Below are 18,176 nucleotides of genomic sequence, written 5' to 3' on the forward strand. Positions count from 1 at the left end.
GTTCCACCAGATCAGCGGTCCGGTGATCGCTAGAACCGGCAGCATCAGGCTGAAGAATGCGGCCAGAATTCGCGTGGGCAGGTTGAAGATATCGCCGGTATGGAGTTCGCGGTTCCACATGCGGGCGTACTTCACTGGCATTGACATGTCTCGCGAGCTTTGCACCTGGAGGACTTTGCCGGTGTAAGCGTCGATGCGGAGGCGGGTGCGGCCGGCTGGAGTGTGGTCTTCAGGGAACTTTAGTCCAATGGTTACGGCTTGCTTTGGACTCTGGGGCAGTTGCATTCCTGTGATTTTGGCTTCGGGAAGTGCATTGTGGGCGATCTGGATGAGGCGGTCTGGCGACAGTGGGACGGTTCCCGGTGCCGGAATCTGTGGCAATTCTGGGCGGGCTGCGGCTGTGCCGGACATTTTTTGGGCCAGCTTGTCCACTTGCCTCTCCCAGTGAATGCAGATGGCGGTCCAGGCGAAGATAAACAGGACTACTGACGAGAGGATTCCAACGAAGTTATGCAGTTCGAAGTTGAAGCGTTTTGCTGATCCGCCATCTGCTGAGAAGTTCCAGCGCATGCGAAAGAGCTTTCTGGGCCACCAGAGGATGATGCCGGTTATGGAAATAACGAACAGGAAGACGGCGCTCCATCCGGTTACTTGGTCCGCGATTTCGCCGATGAGCAAGTGCGTATGGAACTGGTGAACCTTGTTGGAGAATTGATTGGCTTGATCTGCCGATCCGAGTACCTCGCCAGTGTAGGGATTCACGAACAGCGCTGCTCTCTTGCCTGACCTTTGGGTAAATCCGACGAACATTGAGTAGTCGGCGCGTTGCGGGAGTCCGAACTCTTCGATCCTGGCTTCCGGGTATGCGGTTAGAAGCTTCGTGCTGATCGCGTCAAGGGTGAGCGGCTGTCCTTGCGGTTTGACATACGCCAATTTGGCGTTCAATGCTCGGTCGATTTCGTCTTCGAAAGCGACTAAAGCGCCGCTGCTGCCTAATAAAAGAAGGAACAATGCGGCTATGAGTCCGGCCCAGAGATGGAGATTCAGGAGCAGTTTTCGCATCGGAAGGTGCTCAGATTGCCTCAAAAATGGAGCGGCAGCGCCTTGAAATGTGCGTCGAAGCCTCAAAAATGCGCGGTTTGGGGCTTTGAAATCGCGAATTTTTCGGTCGGAAAGGACGTTTCAACATGCACTATAGACGCCCCAGACGGGCGAAAGTTCACTGATAACCAATGATTTAGCGCGAATTTACGCTGTTTTGGAGTGCAATAGCGATGGCCGAAATTGGCCATTTTGAGCTTTGCCGAGACCGAAGCACAGTAGCTTCACCGTTCCGCATGGCATTTTCCTAAATCTCAAATTAGCTTGGTTCAATCGGAGTGCCGTCGTTCTGAAGCACGTGCTCCGAGCATCACGAGCTCACGGGCTGCTACTGGCATGCTGCGTCGGGCGCGAGCACTTTGCCATGCTAAACTTTTTCGCGCCGATCAGGCACCTTCGCGCCAAAGGGAGGAAATCATGGTTCGCTGGACCTTCGCAGCAATCATTGTTCTTACAGCCGCTTTCTCTGCGGCACAGAACAAGCAGCTCGCGGATTATCAGTTACGCATCCATATTTTCCGTCGAAGCGAAACAACTTTCTACCATATGCGAGTCGCCGAAGAAGCAAAGGGCGAGGGCCGCGCAAACCTGTTTGAAAATGGTCAGCCGCGCGGCATGGATTTTCAGTTTAACTGCGCCCACCAGCTGCAAACATCATCCGGCTTCGAGACTTTCCCGGCGAAATGGAAAAAGCCGAACCAGGAACTCGAAGTGCTGCTCCCGGAGTTTGGCAAATCGGACAAGTACGAGAAATGCAAGTTGGAAGTACAGATGAAGGACTTTGCTTACGTACAACGCAATGGCGCGCTGGGAACAGAACCGACGGAAAGTTTCAAGCAATGGATGGTCAAGCACGACTACGATCCCGAACACGGCAAGAACACTCCCATGCCCAATCCTCCAAACCCGCAATCGGCCAATGGAGCACAACCAACACCTGCACACTAACCGACGAGTGCCCTACCCTTGGGAGTTCCAGATCTGCGCTTCACGTGGGAGCCCCAGCATTCCCGGAGTCCTCGCGAACGCAACCTCCTTAATGCGGCTTTCCAAATACTTCGCGTAACAACGCAGTTGTCTGCGCCATTGGATCCTTGCGGATCTTTTTTTCCTCCTCCGCCATCACGTAGAAGAGTCCGTCCATCGTCTTGCCTACGACGTACTCGTCGAGGTTGAAGCGCTGCCTGGCGGCGACGCGGGCGGCCACGGGATTGCGCATGAGCTGGTTGTATTGCCTTACGACGCCAACGTTCTCCATGGCCTGGTGAACTATGGGAGCGAAGGCTTCGGTCAGCTGGTCGGAACTTTGGCGTTTGAAGTATTCGGTTGCGGCGGTGTCTCCGCCGGAGAGGATCTGCCGGGCATCGGCAAACGACATCTGCGTGACCGCAGCAATAAAGATCTGCTTGGCTGCCGGCGCCGCCTGCTCGGCAGCGCGATTCATTCCTAGTTCGAGCGAATCGACTTGTGATCCCATGCCGATCAGGCGCAGTCCGCTGCCAACATTGCGAAGTTTTTCCGGAAGCAGAATCCTGATGGCTTCATTCTTGAGAAAACCATCGGTGCGACCGGTCGCGGCTACAGCGTTTCGCGTGCTTACTGTCAGCGCTTCTTTAAGGCCGGCAACGATCTTGTCGTTCGATAATCCGCGATTCGCACTCGCGGCCTTGGCGGCAGTCGCTGCCTTTTGCCGAAGCTGGTCCCACGGTGATTGGGCGACGCAGAGGACGGTTAAGGTCGCGACGAGTACACCGCTACCGATCCACTTTTTCATGGCTTTCACGCGATTGACCGCCTCAGTCTAGCGGAGACGCGGGGGGCGGACTACGCACGAAAGGCTCACGCTTGTAACGATAAAAAGTAACAGCAGCTGGAAATCTGGCAGCAGTGTCAGATCGTGCTCATGTTGCCCAAAGACGTAAGAAGTTGATTGCGGAGCCCTAAGCTTCTCCAAACTGGATTCCGATCGCATCGAAGGCGAGAGGGTCCATGCATTGGACATTCACCTCCGCGCGACTGTCGCTCCCGTCGCGCAGCAGCTGCCAATAGAGCAGCTCCGTGATGGCACGGCGATAAAATTCTGCGTAGGGTCCTTGCAGCGTTTCAGGAACCATAAAATCGTCAACCGTGCTCACGCTAGTCCTCCCAGAATGACGAATTAATTAAGGAACTTCTATTCGTCTCTAACCCGCTTCTGATGCGACTTCCTCGTGAAACGGAACATCTGGTTGTAAAAATTTCTTAAGTGAAATGGACTCCATGAGCTGGAGCTATCACGAGAGCAGCTATCGGTTAGTCTTTGGGCGACTCAGCGTCTTTGAGGTTCTGTGGAAATGATTTGAAGTTCACTTCTCGCGACTTGGAGGAGACGTTCTTGTTGTCATCAAGGTCGAACTGTTTCAGTGTTCCCTGGATTGACCAGTACCCTTCCTTGTCCGGTGTCTTTGCCTCGCCTCGGCTAATCACGCCGGAGAATTCGTACCAGGTGCCATGAATCGGCTTGGTCGTGAAGCTGAGTCTCTTGCCGTCGAGTGAAGCCTTGCTGAAAAACTGATCGAGAAAGACGCCGCGATCGCTATCGCGCTCCCCGAAACGCGAGACAAAGCCCGAGACTTTCTCATCTTCGACAGTGACTTGCACAAATTCGCCGTCACGCAGGAAGGTGTACATTCCAGAGATTTGGGTAGCAAAACTATTTGCCTGGCTCGGGGACTCAGTCTGTTTTTTTTGATGGCGCTGACCTAGCAGCCCGAGCGGCGAAAACAGGCACACAATCGGCAACACAACAATTAGGCATTTCAATGGGATAGGACGGATGGCTGTCACCATTTGAGGCATTCTTCTGACCGGAAAGTTACCAGTTATCAAGGTATAATCCAGCTACTCAGTAAGTAAACGGGATTCGTCATGGCAGTTCCTGGCAGTAGGTCGCAGAAGTGGTTGCTCGAACCTGCGGCTACGCAGGAACTGGAAATCCGCCTGAACTGGGAGCTGCCTGCCTGGTTCCCCTCCGTTCGCGAAAACCTCACCTCCTTAGTTAAGCGCGAAAAACCACCCAAGCCCCTGGGTTTTCGCCCAGGTATCTTCTGGAAGGACGTATTTGTCGATCAGCAACTGAACTGGAAGAGCATCTTGCGGTCTTACGCTGGGCACGCAATCTTCGCCGGAGTCGTGTACGTGCTCTCGATGCCGTTCTACTGGAATCGAATCGTGAAGATCGAAACTTTCCACCACGACCGAATCACTTACATAAACCCCGAGGACGACATACTTGTTTCTGAGGCGACTCAGCCGCAAGCGATTGCACAGCGGCTTGCCCCACTGATCAGTCGCAGCTCCCGAGCTGCAGCTCCGTCGCTCAGCCAGGCTCGCCAACGCGTGGTGGCAGCGATGGCGATCCCAAAATGGTCCGACAATTCGACGCACAGCATCGTCGCGCCGGATGCTCCAAAGATTGTCTCTACCGCTCCAGTGCCGGACATTGTACTGTCGATTCCTGTGCCGCAAGCGCCTCCGGTTGCAGCGCTGGCAATGAACACACCGAAGCTGGTTGTCCCGGTACTTGATGTGACACCCGTTGCTCCTCCACCGGATGTCTCAAGTGCGACCGCGAGACTTCGCGCTCCGGTGTTGCCACAACCAGCTGCAATCGCGCCACCCGTTGCAATTAAAAGTGCCCGAGACTTAGCGAAAGTTGACCTTCTTGCAGTTCCCGCGCCGGTAAAGGCGGAACCTAAACTTCCCGTTCAGCAAAGCCATGCTATCCCGTTCCTAGGTATGCCGGAGCCAATTGCGCCTGCTCCCGATTTGAAGAACGCGGGCAGCACGCAGCTTAATAAAGCCGCGCTCGAACCAGCGCAGCCGATTGCGCCACCTCCCGGTCTCAATACCGTAGCCAATAGTGCTATTAGCACAACAAAAATGCCGGGCACAGCTGAGCCAGTTGCTCCTCCACCCGATCTAAGTACTGCCGGAACTGCAAGCTCAGCCTCCGGCATCCTGATCTCGATTAATCTGAATCCAGTTGCCGGCGCACCGCGCCTGCCAGATGGCAATCGCCGCGGAACCTTTGCCGGGCAGCCCAATGCAGAAAAAGACTCTGCCGGAACTCCCGCAAAACAAGCCGGTGGCACTGGCCCTGGTGGCGATTCACCCCTAGCCACCAGGGACGAATTGGGAATTGTCGCCGCCGCTGTACCACACGGAATTCTGAACGGCGCGCCGATCACTACAACGCAGGGCCTCACAGGGGCATTGAATTCGGCATCGGGGAGCGCTCTTCTCGCCATGGCGCGGCCGTCGAGAATCAGCTTACCCCCTCCAAGGGTTGCGACTTTGGTGGATGAACCCGACGCTCTCGATCAGAGAGTGTTTCGTGGACGCAAGTACTACACGATGGCGCTCAACACGCCGAATCTCACCTCTGCAGGTGGAAGCTGGATCTTCCGCTTCGCCGAACGTGATGTTAGTTCCAAAGCGGGAGACGTGACTGCTCCAATTGCGGTCCGTGAAGTCGATCCAGCGTATCCGGCAGACCTGATGAAGGATAATGTCCAAGGCATCGTCATCCTGTATGCGATCATCCGGGCTGACGGAACCGTGGCACAAGTCAAGGTACTCGAAGGATTCGACGACCGCCTCGATGAAAACGCGCGCAAGGCCCTGAGCGCGTGGCACTTCGTTCCCGGCACGCGCGACGGGAATCCGGTGGATCTTGAAGCTGTAGTGCGGATTCCCTTCCGCTCCAAGCGCCCTTTCTGAGTTCGCTAGACGCTCGCAGCGGCAACGGCAGGCTTCTCCAGCAGATGGTAGATTTCCTGGTTGACACACACCTCGTAATATTTTCGCGAGGTCCAGTCCTTAACCGTCATTGATTTCGCATCGACGTGTGGAATCGTGCCTTCACGTACGACGACCTTATGGAATGCGCCGGCAGCAATCGGAACCATGCCACTGAAGAAGCGAACCGGCTCGCCTGGCCAAAGTGAGAGCAGCTGCACGCGATGCTCTTTCAATGAAATTTCCTGCGAGAGCTTTTCGAACGCCGCCTTGCTGATCAACACACCATTGATGTTGTAGCGCACCAGAAATTCGTCAGGATTCTCAGTCACATCCCTATCCTGAACAGTCTGCAGATTAAAAACATTGAACGCCATCTGCTTGTCGACAATAAATTTGCGTGCGCCTTTGCTACACGAGGAGAGACGATCGCTCTCGTTCAGCGCCTTCGAAATCGTGATTCTCTGCGTTCCATACATCAGGTACATCGGCGCAGAGTTCTGATAAGAGATACCGATTCCAAGCTCAAGCGCCGGCAAGCCCTGCTTTTGCGATTGTTCGTTGTAAGCGCTCACAATGCCGACTATTTCCTTGGCCAGAATGCACGCGCGCGCCACACCAAGTCCGGTTTCGCCTTCGCGCTCAAACAACGCGAGAATCACCGCGTCCCCCTCGATGAATACCGTCGAAGCGTCGTACTTCGGCAGTAACTTGTTGATCGGTTCATAAAAATTGAGACTGAAGTATGACGCTGGATTCAGTCCTCGTTCGTACAGAGTGCGCGTGAGCGTCGTTGAATCCCGAATGTCAGCTTTCAAAATCACATGCCGGACAACTTTCTCTTCCCCACTCTTCTGCTCATCCGCAAGGAGAAATTCGTAGAGCGTGTTATTGATCGCCGAAAGTTCCTTGAGACGCTCAGATGCGATCACGTTCACCGCGTCCATAGCAGAGTTCAGCGATTCAAAACGCCGCAGGTCACGGTGATAGCGAACGAAGTCACCAAAGAATCGCGCCGATAGCTTGGCGCGATCAGGCCCCTTGCAGGCGTCAACTTTCTTCACAGCGCCGTTCAGATTGTCAGGCGAAATCTTCCCGTGCTCGTCTAGCAATGTCTCCACGCGCGTGCGCTCTGTTTTCGAGATTAGAGCATTCTTCAGTTGTTGCGGATTAATCGGTGGAGAGTACTGCGAAAGCAGCGGCACGGCCTCGTACGATGCAATCACGTGCTGGATTACATTTTCCTTTTCCAGCATCTCCACCCACGCGTCCAGCAGCGCGCGTTGCGCCTTTCCCTTAGGAAGACTCTCGACCGGCGCTCCTCCCGCAAAGAGTTCATGCGCGTTCTCGGGAACGTTGAGCAACTGATCCAGCGCCTCGTCGTTCTCAATGCCAGGAAGCTGCAGGGAGCGCAGAAAGTCACAGGCAATCGACTGCATGGTGTCAAAACGGTCCGGGTCACGGTCATAGTTACCGAGCATCACATACTGCTCAGCATTCAGATAGTCGTCGCGACCATCCTCTGTATAGAGCAGTCGATTCAGGAACAGATCGTAGATTTCGCTCTCCGCGTCGCCGAAGAACGAGCGGCGCATTCGCGAGATAGTCTCTTTCTCAATTTCGCGAATTGTCGAAAACAGCTCTTGCCCAACTTTCCTCAACACTGCTTTCTTGTTGATCTGGAAACGAGCAAAACGCTCGCGCAATTCCACGGCTTTGCTCAGAAACGCCTGGCGCGGACCGTCATAGGTCTTGAGCTTGGCACGACTTCGCTCCAGAGCTTGGGCGAACTGGGCTGACATTTCATTCCGCTGAAATTTGATGACGGCCAGTCTACCTAACAAATCGATCGATATGTTGCCTTCAGTCTTAGCCCGGTTGAGGGTGGCAATGTGGAGCTCCAGGAGTGCGCGCTTGAAACCGATTGCGTCGGCAACTTTCGCTTCCACAGAGTTGCCAGGCAGTCTGACTCTCGTGAGTGGACGCGAGCCCGTCGGCGCATCGTCCACCAAAGGCTCGATCTGTCCATGCCGGGTAATCAATCGGAAGATCTGATTCCGCGTGCTCTCCATGAACCGAGCACTGAGCACAACGTCGTGCCGGATGTTGTCCACTCCACGCACGAGGTTTTCCAGTTGGATGAACGGCTGATAGGACGAGAGCTGCGTCTGCTGCGCGTGTTCAGGGAGAGATCCGCCGCGTTGTAGGAAGCCGAATGCCATTGCAGGAATTAGCGATTAGCAATTAGCGATTTAGCCAAACTCCGTGGTAATAAACCTCTTCGTTGTCCTTAATCGCTGCTTGCAGCTGAGTCTAATCTGTCAAATGGCGGTCAGCACTGAGTGTTCAACCTCAATAACTGGTTACTTTGGTACAGCAGCGATTAGCAATTAGCAATCAGCCAAACATTGTTGAATCCAAGTGTTTGCTAATTGCTAATCCCTGATTGCCAATCGCTGGCCTTCCCCGCGACCGCGGGTTAATTCTTCGCGCTTCAACCAGCTTTGTATTCGGCAACATCCTCCCCCGGCTTAAAAATAGGATGTTGCTGTTGAGCCGGATCCATCATCGAGAGCTTCAGGTTGATGTCCTCGATATCCTTCCGCGCCCAGCCAACGCTGCTCACCTGGATCTTGCCGTCGCGATCCACGAGGTAGGCCGTGGGGACGTTCGTGAGTTTGTAAGCGTTTGAGACGATGTATCGCTGCGAGTCGTCAATCGCGACGGTAAAGCTAATGCCATACTTCTTCATGAAAGCTTGCGTGTCGGCGAGACTGTCCTGCGATATTCCAATGAAAGAAACCGCCTCAGGCTTGTGAAGCTGCGACATCCTCTCAAAGTAGGGAAAAGCATATTGGCAGGTGGGACAGCTCACTTTGAAGAAGGCCAAGACAGCAGGACCACGCTTCATCAACTCCGAAAGTACAACCGGTTTACCGGTCGTACTAGTGAGAGCAAACTCCTGAGCTTTCACACCAGTAGGAAGAGCCATTTCCTGAAAACTCCTTAAACAGATCGGACCTCAGCCAATTCGATTCTATGAGAGCAAGTTAAGCTTCCGCAAAATCTTGCGGGAAAGACCGGTAAGTGGCAGTTGACAAACATGAGTCAGGGAGATCCACCTGGTGTTTGAGCGACGTCGTAAGCTGTGGCCAGAAAAGACGTTCACGCTCCAATCGGTCGTGGTGATGGAATGCTTTACCGTGAGCAAAGGATCGCCAGCCTTCTCGTCATCTGCTTCCGGCAACTCCCACATTCCTGGCATGAGTCGCTCGTCCTGTGCGCGCTGCTGTAAGAGGATTGCGCCGCCGCGCCGGATCAACAGGAGAGCAGAAGACTTTCGCAGCCGTTTCTCAGTAATAGACGTCTCTTCAAGCTGCACGTCGCGCGATCTGCAGTGCTTCTTCACCGGACAACGCTGACAAAGTGGAACTCCGGGGAGACAAACCGTCGCTCCCAATTCCATCATTGCCTGGTTGAAGTCGCCCGGAGACTCTGGATCAAGCACTGCCTGAGCAGCCTCCCATAGTTCTTCTCCGCTTAATTGCTGCCGTAGCAAGCGTTCGAGCACGCGCTCTACATTGCCATCGACCACTGCCACAGGCTCTCCGAATGCAATACTCGCGATCGCATTCGCGGTGTAGCGCCCGATTCCCGGCAATGTAAGTAATTGCGCGGCCGTACCGGGAATTCGAGAATACGGCTCCGAGACCACGAGCTTCGCAGCCCGATGCAGCATCCGCGCACGACGGTAATATCCGAGCCCGCTCCAGACAGTCAAAACTTCTGCTTCATCCGCGGCCGCAAGCTGTCGCAGACTGGGAAACTTCTTCAGAAATCGCTTGTAGTGCTCGAGAACAGCCGCGACGCGAGTCTGCTGCAGCATGATCTCCGAAATCCAGATGCGATAGGGATCGCGTGTTCTTCGCCATGGCAAAGGACGCTGGTGTTCGCGATACCAGCTCAGCAGATTCCCCCGAAATTTTCGGGGTTGTGCCGCATTGGCGAGACTGATCGTCTGCGACATCGGTGGACGATCCTGATTGTATACGCCAGCTGTTGCCACGGACGGCATTGAGCAACGTGGTTCCGGCCGCCCTTGGCGGTACAAGATGAAGGACTCCAGCACGCCTTCGTGCTGCTAAGTCTGTTGCCCGGAAAATGTTGCTGGGTTTGGTCGTTCTAATGGAGCGCGCATCCCTTACCTTGTACCGGCCGTCGGCGGCCCGAACCACGTTGCTTCAAGGCGCGACCTTTTCAGAAACACTCGTGATGCCAAAGCAAATCGCGATTGAATCCAGTAGGAGGATGCTGGATCGAGTTCTGGTGGGCCATGAAATAAATGTCAAACCTGACCAGCACCGCCGGGTCATAGCTTGCGCGCCCAGTATTCCAGGAACGGCAGAGATACCGCCCGTAATAAAGCCGATACTCGGTACTCTCTTTCAGCGACAAATTCATCAGGTACTTCCGCCAGCGCTCATTCTTGTATTGGTCCGCGATGCTCTCAGGCTTTGCGTACGTCACTGGACGATCAGGATGAATCACGTTGATCTCCTGCCCATCACGCCGCTGGCCCACGACTACGTAGTACCCGTCATATGTCAGAGGATTCGGCGAAAACATGTCCCACTTCTGGTCCAGATCGAGAGTAATTGCCAGCGCATCTTCCCAGGGCTGGAAGGGCACGTGCACAATCGAGGACAGATTCCACAAGAGCGTAAAGACAATGAGCAATAACGCAAACACGGTGACGCCTGGTGAAGTCTTCAGATTCAGCGGACGCGACCGGATCCAATCGGTGTAGCGGCTAAGCTTATCGCGGTTGCGCTCGATGGCCTCGTACCACTTTCTTCCGTTTCTCTCCAGCCACTCGGATCGCATCACCGGCGTTAGGCACGAGAACATGGGAGATTGCGAGACCAGATGAACCAGCGCTCTCCACTTGTAGTAGCGCCTTCCTTCTGGATCGACAACGATCCAGCTCTTCTGATCGCGCATCTCCAGCTCCGTAACAGGAAACTCCTGCGCAGGAATGAGTTCTGTTTTGGGAAGCACGAGAAAAGCACGCACAATGCGAACCAGCTTTGAACAGAATGAGCAGTTCCTGTCGTAGTAAACCCGCGTACCGAAGCCTGCCATGCTCTCACCTGAAAGCCAGGGGAAGCGCCGGCGGATCCACTTCAATTCCCAAAACCAGGTTGGGATCAGCGGCAGCGCAGCCGTGCAAGCAATGTACGGGAAGTGTCCTAAGCGAATGGAAAGCCCTAATGCGACATGCAGCAGAATAATGAGGACGGCTCCCAACATTCGGGCCGGTCCAGCAAGAAAGGGCGTCAACAGCAGGAGGGGAATCGCACCTTCCTGTACAAGCGTTCCTCGCGTAAGCCAGGGAAGCAGCTTGGGAAAGTGGAGAAGCAGCTGCCCCAGAGGGTACGTGATCTGCTGAATTTGCAGAGCGTAATAAACCGCGCTGAAGTCCCGCCGCCATTCCGGGGCAGTCTTCAACAACACGGCAAAGGTGTACACCATCGCCACTTGCGCGATCAGGGCAACTCCCGGAGTGGAGAAATGTGCGAACCGCGGCTTTTCCTTTTCTGGTTCACGCAACCCCGAATCGACGGAATACAGTGCTCCCAACGGCAGGAACATGGCAATAAACGCAAACACACGAAGATAAACGTCGCCACCCTGAAGAATGACGGGAGTTCGATTCTGAATTGAAACGAGCATGAACCAGCTGGCGAAAGCGGCAAGCCGCGTGCGTATGCCCGCCATCAGCATCACCGCAAGAGCCGCGGCCACGAAGAACAGCATCGCCTGGAAGATGAGCTGGCCGCTCATCATGTGGATCGAGAAGCGTGCCGGGGGCGAAAACTTGTCGAGCAGCGCGGCCCGCGGCAGAACACCAAAGTCCGTGTAGAAGACCAGCATGTCCTGCGCACGCCAGATGAGATCGCCCAGCAGCACTGCCCCGAGCGCAATGCGAAATAGAGCTAAAGAACGAAGATCAAGGCTGTAAGTCCGTTCGAGGTAGTGGAGAATCTTCTTTACCCGGCTGGTGCGATCCGGGAGGATAATCGTCGGGACTGTAGCGGCAACCGACACAGGTCGGTCTAGAACGGTCATGGCGGGGAGCTCTTCCGTCGCGACTGTAAGACACTTTCAATTCCAATCGCCACTCCCGTTTCCCAGCTTGACACACCAAAGTAACGAGCCAGTTCAAGCCATTCAAAACAAATCTTCAAACCTTTCGGAAACATGTCTCCAAAATGGGCGAAGCTAAGTCTTCGGTAACTTGTAGAGGCAATTGAACTCAGATACTTTTCGGGAGAGTGCCGAAGCTGCTTTTGGCGGCTTGGAGCACTTGCGTTCCATTTGATCAGGACTGGCCGAGCGAGATGAATATCGACCGACAACGTGGTTTCAGTTTGCTGGAGTTGATGATCGTCGTCGTCATCCTTCTTGTCATTGCCGGCATGATGACCCCGAAGATGTTGGGGATTATCGACGACCAGAAGATGCGCGCCTCGGCGCAAGCCTATGCCGGTTTAATGCAGATAGCGCGGTCACGCGCCACGCAGGACAACTCCGTATACCAAGTGCTGAACACCACCACAAACGGCGTACCAGTAGCCTATCTCGATCTCAATTCGGATCGAACCTTCAATGGCTCTGGATCCAATCCGGAACCGGCTGTGGAGCTGGCGGATCCGATCACGGTGAGCGATAGCGGCGTTCCCTCTGGCTTCGGCAACACCAACCTATTGGGAATACAGCCGTATTCCGATTCAACCTCACCGATGGTGAGCGACGGGACCGGGGGCATTGCTGCAGGCACGGCTATTCCTGGTATGGCTTTCAATGAACGCGGCTTACCCTGCCAAAGGGTAGCCGCTGCGGAGACTTGCAAAAATGCGCCATCAGTAGGCACGCCAGCAAGCACAAGACCCATCGCATACGTAACTTACCTGCGGTACAAACGCAGAACAGGTGGAACAGCCTACGCCGCGATCACGGTAACGCCTGCGGGAAGAATTAAGACTTGGGTCTACCAAGGTGGGAACTGGCAATGAAACGTAATCGGCAACTCCAGCAACGGCGCGGTTCCAATTCAGGATTCAGCTTGATAGAGCTTCTGATCGCCATGATCGTTCTCGTGGTAGGACTGCTTGGCGGGATGATCGTGATTCTCACTGCGATCGCCAGTAACGCGCGCAATCGATTTGACACGGCGGCCGTGGCCCTCGCGCAGAGCACCATGGATCGCATCGTCGTACTCACCATATCTGCGGGTATCCAGACTACATCGATTACGGACTGCGACGGTACCGCCCATTCCATGACTACCGCCCCTGGCGGCGCACCGTTGGTCGATCTCTCAGGCATATCCAACGGAGTACAGGCCATCGATTTCACACAAAACCCGGTCGCCGGTTACCAGATGCTTTACAAGCTCTGCGCAACCGGAGCCGCGGATGGATTGCCCACGGGCAATCCGCAGCTCTACGACGTGCGCTGGAATGTGAGCAATCCGATCAATGGCGGTTCAACAGAATTGGTTTTGGTAGCAGCCAAGAACGTCACCGAAGATGGAAACGGAGCGCGTCAAACCCGTTTCTTCAATGTACCGGCGACTCTGCGAGCGCTGAGAGGAAACTGACATGAAAGCACCAGCAAATCGTCGGAATCATGCCGGATTCTCATTGCTCGAAGTCATGATCACCATCATCGTGCTCATGATCGTCATGGGAGCGGTGTTTTCGCAGATCAACCAGGTTCAAGCAAAGACCAAGACGGAATCCATGAAGCTGGACCTTACGCAGGAAAGCCGAGCGTTCGTCGATCAATTTGCCCGCGACCTGCACATGTCTGGCTACCCGATCTCAACGCTTTACCAGACCAATCCTGGATCGCGAAATTTAAATACAGCCGTCGGTCTTGTGTTCGCCTCTCCCGTCTCACTTCGCTTTGAAGGCGATGTTTATGGAGACGGCAATGTGTATAGCGTGCTGTATACGTACGTTGCTTCGGACATAAATGATCTCGCCTGCCCTTGCCTGCGGCGCAGTGTGGTGAAGAAAGTAACCGGCGACAACTGGTATTCCGGGCCCGGAGGTCAATCTAACCCGCAATACTTCACTGAGGTTCAAAACGTGATTACGCCTCAGGGACTCTCGCAGGATTTGTTTACCTACTTCCAGGCAAACGGTAGTGCCGTGAGCGTTGGGAGCTGCACCTGGTCGAGCGGAACCCCGACCTGTCCCGGAATTGATATCAACAGTAATTCGGCAACGATTCAACTTATCGACGCGATCAAGGTGAACTTGAGCACGCGCTCTAAACAGTTTGACCCCATAACTGGGCAGCCAGCCGTGAATTCTGTATCTACGATCGCGGAATTGGAGAACTAGCTCATGAAGCCTCAAACCAAACATCCCGAACACGGCATTGCGATGCTTGTGGTGCTGTTTGCCTTGATTCTCGTGTCGGCGATCGGACTGGCGTTGATGTTCTCCACAAATAGCGAAACTGGAGTCAACTCCGGGTTCCGCCAATCGAACCTTTCCTACTTCGCTGCCCGATCAGGTGTAGAAGAGTTGCGCGACCGCATGCGAATTACCGTGGCAAACGGAGGCATTTCCGACATTCTTCCCACGGTTCCGATCGGCGGAGCTGGCGGCGTGGTCTACATCACCAATCCGCTTGGTAGCGAAAACGTCCGGCCATGGGATTCAACGAATGCCTATTTCGACGACGAACTCTGTCATGAAACGGCAAATAGTGGACTTACTGGCATTGCGAACAGCCCGGGAAATCCCGCTAAGCCGTGCGCCGTTGCCGCCGCCTCTCTACCGATCACACCCGGATGGTATCTGAACAACTCGTCCGAGAGTCTACCTGGAAGCGCATATGTTCCCTACAAATGGGCGCGCATCAATTTAAAGCTTGGAGAGTCGACCAATCCCTGGTGCATCCAGGGATATGGCAACTGTGCTGCCCAGCCAGCCGCGCCACTAGGCGGACCATCAGCGGATCAGGTTTGCTACAACGGCAAGAATGAATTCGTGTTAGCGGATTCAAGGCCCACCGATGTGCCGGACCGAGTAGAAGGGCTGAGCTTGCCATCGCAGCTTGCGCTGGCGATGGCGATGTTTGAAGGTGGGACTTCTGGCCACGGTAATACCGGACACGCGTCTGCCAGCAGTTCGAGTTCTTCCGGTTCATCTTCTTCAAGTTCTTCAGGCAGCAGTTCGTCAAGCGGTTCTTCCGGTACCAGCTCGTCAAGCAGTTCATCCAGCAGTTCTTCCAGTAGCAGTTCTTCCAGTAGCTCGAGTTCCAGTGGTCTTTTTGGAACTGGCAGTAGCTCGAGTTCAAGTGGTCTTTTTGGAACTGGCAGCACCTCCGGTCTCACCGGCATCACTTCCAGCAGCAGTTCGAGTTCTTCGAGCAGCTCTTCAAGTAGTTCTTCATCGAGCTCTTCGTCCGGCTCTTCAACCGGCATAGTTGCTCCCTCGTGCGGAACAGGTGCTCCTCCGCTTCCAGGTTCGCTGCTCGGAATTGGGGGTGGGCCGGTCCATGCTAATTCGTGCGTAGCGGCAGACGCGCAACCCGTCTATATGCTCACTGCCCTTGCGGTTGCGGAAAGCGCAACCTCCACGGTCCACGCCCGGCGCATGGTGCAATATGAAGTAGCAAGAATCGCTTTGCCACCAATGCCGGCAGCGTTGACGATCGCTGGTCCGGTAAGCTCCTCGACACAGTTCGGAGACTCGAACAATTTCTATGTCGACGGTCACGATGCATGCGGTGGGCAGAACAGGCCGGCGGTGGGGACCGTTCAGGACGTAGGCAACGGCACTGAGACCGCGAGCCAAATTGCATCAGACTCTCGCAATCAGATCATTAATGATCTGAAGAGACCGCCTAACTACACCGGTGCGGACGGCTGTTCGCCAGACGTGCAGAACGTAAACAACCTTGCCAATCAGAATTACCAGACGCCCGATGGCTTGAACGGCCTCGTGCATGACATACAGGGTGCGGCAACGCAGACGCTGGATCCGAGTCACCTGCCCACAAGCTATGACCTCGGCACGGCCGCGAATCCTAAAATCACCGTTGTCAATGGTGACTTCACTACTCCCATGGATGGCTACGGCATTCTGCTCGTAACCGGAGCCCTCACGATGAGCGGAAATACCTCGTGGCATGGGTTGATCTTTGTGATCGGCACGGGGCAATTTACGGAGAACGGAACACCTGCGATTGACGGTGCCATCCTCGTCGCAGCGATTGGGAAAACTGGCGGCTGTCCTGGCACAACTGACTGCTATGCCACCAACCCGTCTGACGCCAATATGTACCGAGATCCTTTGAGTGGCCAGAAAGTGCTTGGCAGCCCAACCTTTCACTGGGACGGTGGCGGCATCGGCGGAATTACGTATAACAGTTGCACGATCCAATCAGTCAAGCAGGCGGCTAACTTTGCTGTATTAGCGCGCAGGGAAATCACTTATTGACGATGATTGCAAGCAAAAGAAAAAGCGCAGCGGTTCCTCGCTGCGCTTCTTTTTTCTTGCAGCAAAGTAAACAACGACATGACTCAAAAAGCCATCATCATCGGCGCCGGACCTGCCGGACTTACGGCTGCTTACGAGCTGCTCACTCGCACCGACCTCAAGCCCATCGTGCTGGAGAAGAGCACTTACATGGGTGGCCTCTCGCGCACCATAAACTACAAGGGAAACCGCATGGACATCGGCGGGCATCGCTTTTTTTCCAAGAGCGATCGCGTGATGAACTGGTGGTTCCGGCATCTGCCGGTAGCGGAAGGGCACGAGGAAGCGCCGGTCCTAGCGTATCAAGGCAAGACTCGCAGCGTGGCTGCTGTTGGCACATCGCGGTGGCCGGGTGACCCCGCCAGCAGCGGCGCTGTAGCGACGCTTGCAGCCACGGAAGCCGATCCGGATCGCGTGATGCTTCTTCGTCCGCGAAAATCGCGGATCTACTTCCTGCGCAAGTTCTTCGATTATCCTATCCAGCTCTCCAAAGATACGCTGGTAAAACTCGGATTGGTCAGGGCGTTCAGGATAGGCATCAGCTACATGCTCCGTGCCGCGTTCCCGATCCAAAACGTTAAGAACCTGGAACAGTTCTTCATCAACCGCTTTGGCAGCGAGCTGTACAAGACCTTCTTCAAGTCATACACGGAAAAGGTGTGGGGAGTGCCCTGCGAAAAGATCGGCGCGGAATGGGGTGAGCAGCGCATTAAGGGCCTGTCAATCCTCAAGACGATCGCACACCACATCAAGAAGATGTTCCGCGGAAGCGACGGCCGTGACATCGCGCAGAAAAACACCGAAACTTCCCTGATCGAACAGTTCCTTTATCCCAAATTTGGGCCCGGACAGATGTGGGAAGTGGTCGCGCAAAAGGTCATCGAGCTGGGCGGGGCGATCGTTACCGATTTCGACGTGACTGGAGTGCAGATCGACGGATTTCGCATCGCAGGCGTAACCGGAAGCGACAAATACGGCAACCAGAAGAAGTTTACCGGCGATTATTTCTTTTCGACGATGCCGATTCAGGAACTTGTCCGGTCGCTGCACGTCAACGTTCCCATGTCGGTATGCGAGGTGAGTGAAGGGCTGATCTATCGTGACTTCATCACTGTCGGGCTGCTGTGCACCAAGCTGAAGGTCCGGGACGAGGGAGACAAGTATGGCAGGCTGATCAGCGACAACTGGATCTATATCCAGGAGCCGGACGTGCTGGTTGGCCGCCTGCAGGTTTTCAACAACTGGAGCCCGCACCTAGTAAGCGATTCCAGCAAAGTATGGCTGGGCGCCGAATATTTTTGTTATGAAACCGACGAGCTCTGGTCGAAATCCGACGCGGAAATGGGACGCTTCGCCATCGAAGAACTGAACAGGATCGAAATCATCGAGCGTGACGATGTGATCGACTTCAATGTCGTGCGTGTACCCAAGACTTATCCAGCCTATTTTGGGACGTATGACAGATTCGAAGAACTGCGGAAATATGTCGATCAATACGACAATCTATATCTCGTGGGCCGCAATGGAATGCACAAATACAATAATCAGGACCACTCCATGCTGACCGCCATGACTGCGGTGGACAACATTATTGCCGGCCGCACCGACAAGTCCAACATCTGGTCGGTGAATACCGAAATGGATTATCACGAGGCGAAGGGCAAGCAGTAGCAATAGGCGATACGCAATAGGCGGGTAGCAGAGGAGTTTCATAGCCGTAGAAGACCACGCCTT

The 18,176-nt window shown here is 54.7% G+C and carries 15 protein-coding genes and 1 pseudogene; 8 read left to right on the plus strand and 8 right to left on the minus strand.

Annotated features, from left to right (window positions below; translation table 11 throughout):
• On the minus strand, positions 1–1,062 hold a 1,062-nt coding region (locus DMG62_11325; GenBank protein PYY22844.1), incomplete at its 3' end, for a hypothetical protein.
• Here DMG62_11325 and DMG62_11330 point away from each other — a divergent pair.
• Complete coding sequence (locus DMG62_11330; protein PYY22760.1) at positions 1,036–1,236, plus strand: hypothetical protein; 201 nt, start codon at positions 1,036–1,038, stop codon at positions 1,234–1,236. The genes DMG62_11325 and DMG62_11330 overlap by 27 nt on opposite strands.
• A gap of 282 nt (positions 1,237–1,518) precedes the next feature.
• A complete protein-coding gene (locus DMG62_11335) occupies positions 1,519–2,049 on the plus strand; it encodes a hypothetical protein (GenBank protein PYY22761.1) in 531 nt (176 codons plus the stop codon).
• An 88-nt stretch (positions 2,050–2,137) separates the two neighbouring features.
• Here DMG62_11335 and DMG62_11340 read toward each other — a convergent pair whose 3' ends face one another.
• From DMG62_11340 to DMG62_11350, 3 genes are all read right to left on the minus strand, one after another.
• Positions 2,138–2,875 (minus strand): DUF4197 domain-containing protein, encoded by a 738-nt coding sequence (locus DMG62_11340; protein PYY22762.1) that lies wholly within the window; start codon positions 2,873–2,875, stop codon positions 2,138–2,140.
• A 166-nt stretch (positions 2,876–3,041) separates the two neighbouring features.
• Positions 3,042–3,236, minus strand: a complete 195-nt coding sequence (locus DMG62_11345) for a hypothetical protein (protein ID PYY22763.1) — start codon at positions 3,234–3,236, stop codon at positions 3,042–3,044.
• A 157-nt stretch (positions 3,237–3,393) separates the two neighbouring features.
• Positions 3,394–3,771 (minus strand): hypothetical protein, encoded by a 378-nt coding sequence (locus DMG62_11350; protein PYY22764.1) that lies wholly within the window; start codon positions 3,769–3,771, stop codon positions 3,394–3,396.
• 237 nt (positions 3,772–4,008) lie between these two features.
• On the opposite strand from DMG62_11350, the gene DMG62_11355 reads away from it, so the two are divergent.
• Positions 4,009–5,862, plus strand: a complete 1,854-nt coding sequence (locus DMG62_11355; protein PYY22765.1) for a hypothetical protein — start codon at positions 4,009–4,011, stop codon at positions 5,860–5,862.
• Positions 5,863–5,867: 5 nt separating this feature from the next.
• Here DMG62_11355 and DMG62_11360 read toward each other — a convergent pair whose 3' ends face one another.
• From DMG62_11360 to DMG62_11375, 4 genes are all read right to left on the minus strand, one after another.
• Positions 5,868–8,102, minus strand: coding sequence for a hypothetical protein (locus DMG62_11360; GenBank protein ID PYY22766.1), 2,235 nt, complete (start codon positions 8,100–8,102; stop codon positions 5,868–5,870).
• 272 nt (positions 8,103–8,374) lie between these two features.
• A complete protein-coding gene (locus tag DMG62_11365) occupies positions 8,375–8,872 on the minus strand; it encodes a hypothetical protein (protein PYY22767.1) in 498 nt (165 codons plus the stop codon).
• A gap of 45 nt (positions 8,873–8,917) precedes the next feature.
• A complete protein-coding gene (locus DMG62_11370) occupies positions 8,918–9,907 on the minus strand; it encodes an A/G-specific adenine glycosylase (protein PYY22845.1) in 990 nt (329 codons plus the stop codon).
• A gap of 230 nt (positions 9,908–10,137) precedes the next feature.
• Positions 10,138–12,009 carry a hypothetical protein gene (locus tag DMG62_11375; protein ID PYY22768.1) on the minus strand — a complete coding sequence of 624 codons (1,872 nt, stop codon included), beginning with the start codon at positions 12,007–12,009 and terminating at the stop codon, positions 10,138–10,140.
• A gap of 272 nt (positions 12,010–12,281) precedes the next feature.
• Here DMG62_11375 and DMG62_11380 point away from each other — a divergent pair, with 272 nt between their 5' ends.
• The 5 genes and pseudogenes from DMG62_11380 to DMG62_11400 all read left to right on the plus strand — a co-directional run bounded on the left by DMG62_11380 (position 12,282) and on the right by DMG62_11400 (position 18,113).
• Entirely contained in the window at positions 12,282–12,956 is a 675-nt protein-coding gene (locus DMG62_11380) for a hypothetical protein (GenBank protein PYY22846.1), read from the plus strand.
• Positions 12,953–13,543: a hypothetical protein gene (locus DMG62_11385; protein PYY22769.1), complete on the plus strand. Its 591-nt coding sequence runs from the start codon at positions 12,953–12,955 to the stop codon at positions 13,541–13,543. The genes DMG62_11380 and DMG62_11385 overlap by 4 nt, the downstream gene beginning before the upstream one ends.
• A 1-nt stretch (position 13,544) precedes the next feature.
• Positions 13,545–14,294 (plus strand): hypothetical protein, encoded by a 750-nt coding sequence (locus DMG62_11390; GenBank protein ID PYY22770.1) that lies wholly within the window; start codon positions 13,545–13,547, stop codon positions 14,292–14,294.
• 768 nt (positions 14,295–15,062) lie between these two features.
• A pseudogene (locus tag DMG62_11395) lies at positions 15,063–15,389 on the plus strand (hypothetical protein).
• Positions 15,390–16,481: 1,092 nt separating this feature from the next.
• Positions 16,482–18,113 carry a hypothetical protein gene (locus DMG62_11400; GenBank protein PYY22847.1) on the plus strand — a complete coding sequence of 544 codons (1,632 nt, stop codon included), beginning with the start codon at positions 16,482–16,484 and terminating at the stop codon, positions 18,111–18,113.
• Positions 18,114–18,176: the final 63 nt, after the last annotated feature.

The sequence above is a fragment of the Acidobacteriota bacterium genome (assembly GCA_003225175.1).
Taxonomy (GTDB): Bacteria; Acidobacteriota; Terriglobia; order Terriglobales; family Acidobacteriaceae; genus Gp1-AA112.

Coding starts and splice junctions, on each gene's coding strand:
- DMG62_11330 (PYY22760.1), top strand. CDS start 1,036: ATGGAGATTCAGGAGCAGTTTTCGCATCGGAAGGTGCTCAGATTGCCT.
- DMG62_11335 (PYY22761.1), top strand. CDS start 1,519: ATGGTTCGCTGGACCTTCGCAGCAATCATTGTTCTTACAGCCGCTTTC.
- DMG62_11340 (PYY22762.1), bottom strand. CDS start 2,875: ATGAAAAAGTGGATCGGTAGCGGTGTACTCGTCGCGACCTTAACCGTC.
- DMG62_11350 (PYY22764.1), bottom strand. CDS start 3,771: ATGTACACCTTCCTGCGTGACGGCGAATTTGTGCAAGTCACTGTCGAA.
- DMG62_11355 (PYY22765.1), top strand. CDS start 4,009: ATGGCAGTTCCTGGCAGTAGGTCGCAGAAGTGGTTGCTCGAACCTGCG.
- DMG62_11360 (PYY22766.1), bottom strand. CDS start 8,102: ATGGCATTCGGCTTCCTACAACGCGGCGGATCTCTCCCTGAACACGCG.
- DMG62_11365 (PYY22767.1), bottom strand. CDS start 8,872: ATGGCTCTTCCTACTGGTGTGAAAGCTCAGGAGTTTGCTCTCACTAGT.
- DMG62_11370 (PYY22845.1), bottom strand. CDS start 9,907: ATGTCGCAGACGATCAGTCTCGCCAATGCGGCACAACCCCGAAAATTT.
- DMG62_11375 (PYY22768.1), bottom strand. CDS start 12,009: ATGACCGTTCTAGACCGACCTGTGTCGGTTGCCGCTACAGTCCCGACG.
- DMG62_11380 (PYY22846.1), top strand. CDS start 12,282: ATGAATATCGACCGACAACGTGGTTTCAGTTTGCTGGAGTTGATGATC.
- DMG62_11385 (PYY22769.1), top strand. CDS start 12,953: ATGAAACGTAATCGGCAACTCCAGCAACGGCGCGGTTCCAATTCAGGA.
- DMG62_11390 (PYY22770.1), top strand. CDS start 13,545: ATGAAAGCACCAGCAAATCGTCGGAATCATGCCGGATTCTCATTGCTC.
- DMG62_11400 (PYY22847.1), top strand. CDS start 16,482: ATGACTCAAAAAGCCATCATCATCGGCGCCGGACCTGCCGGACTTACG.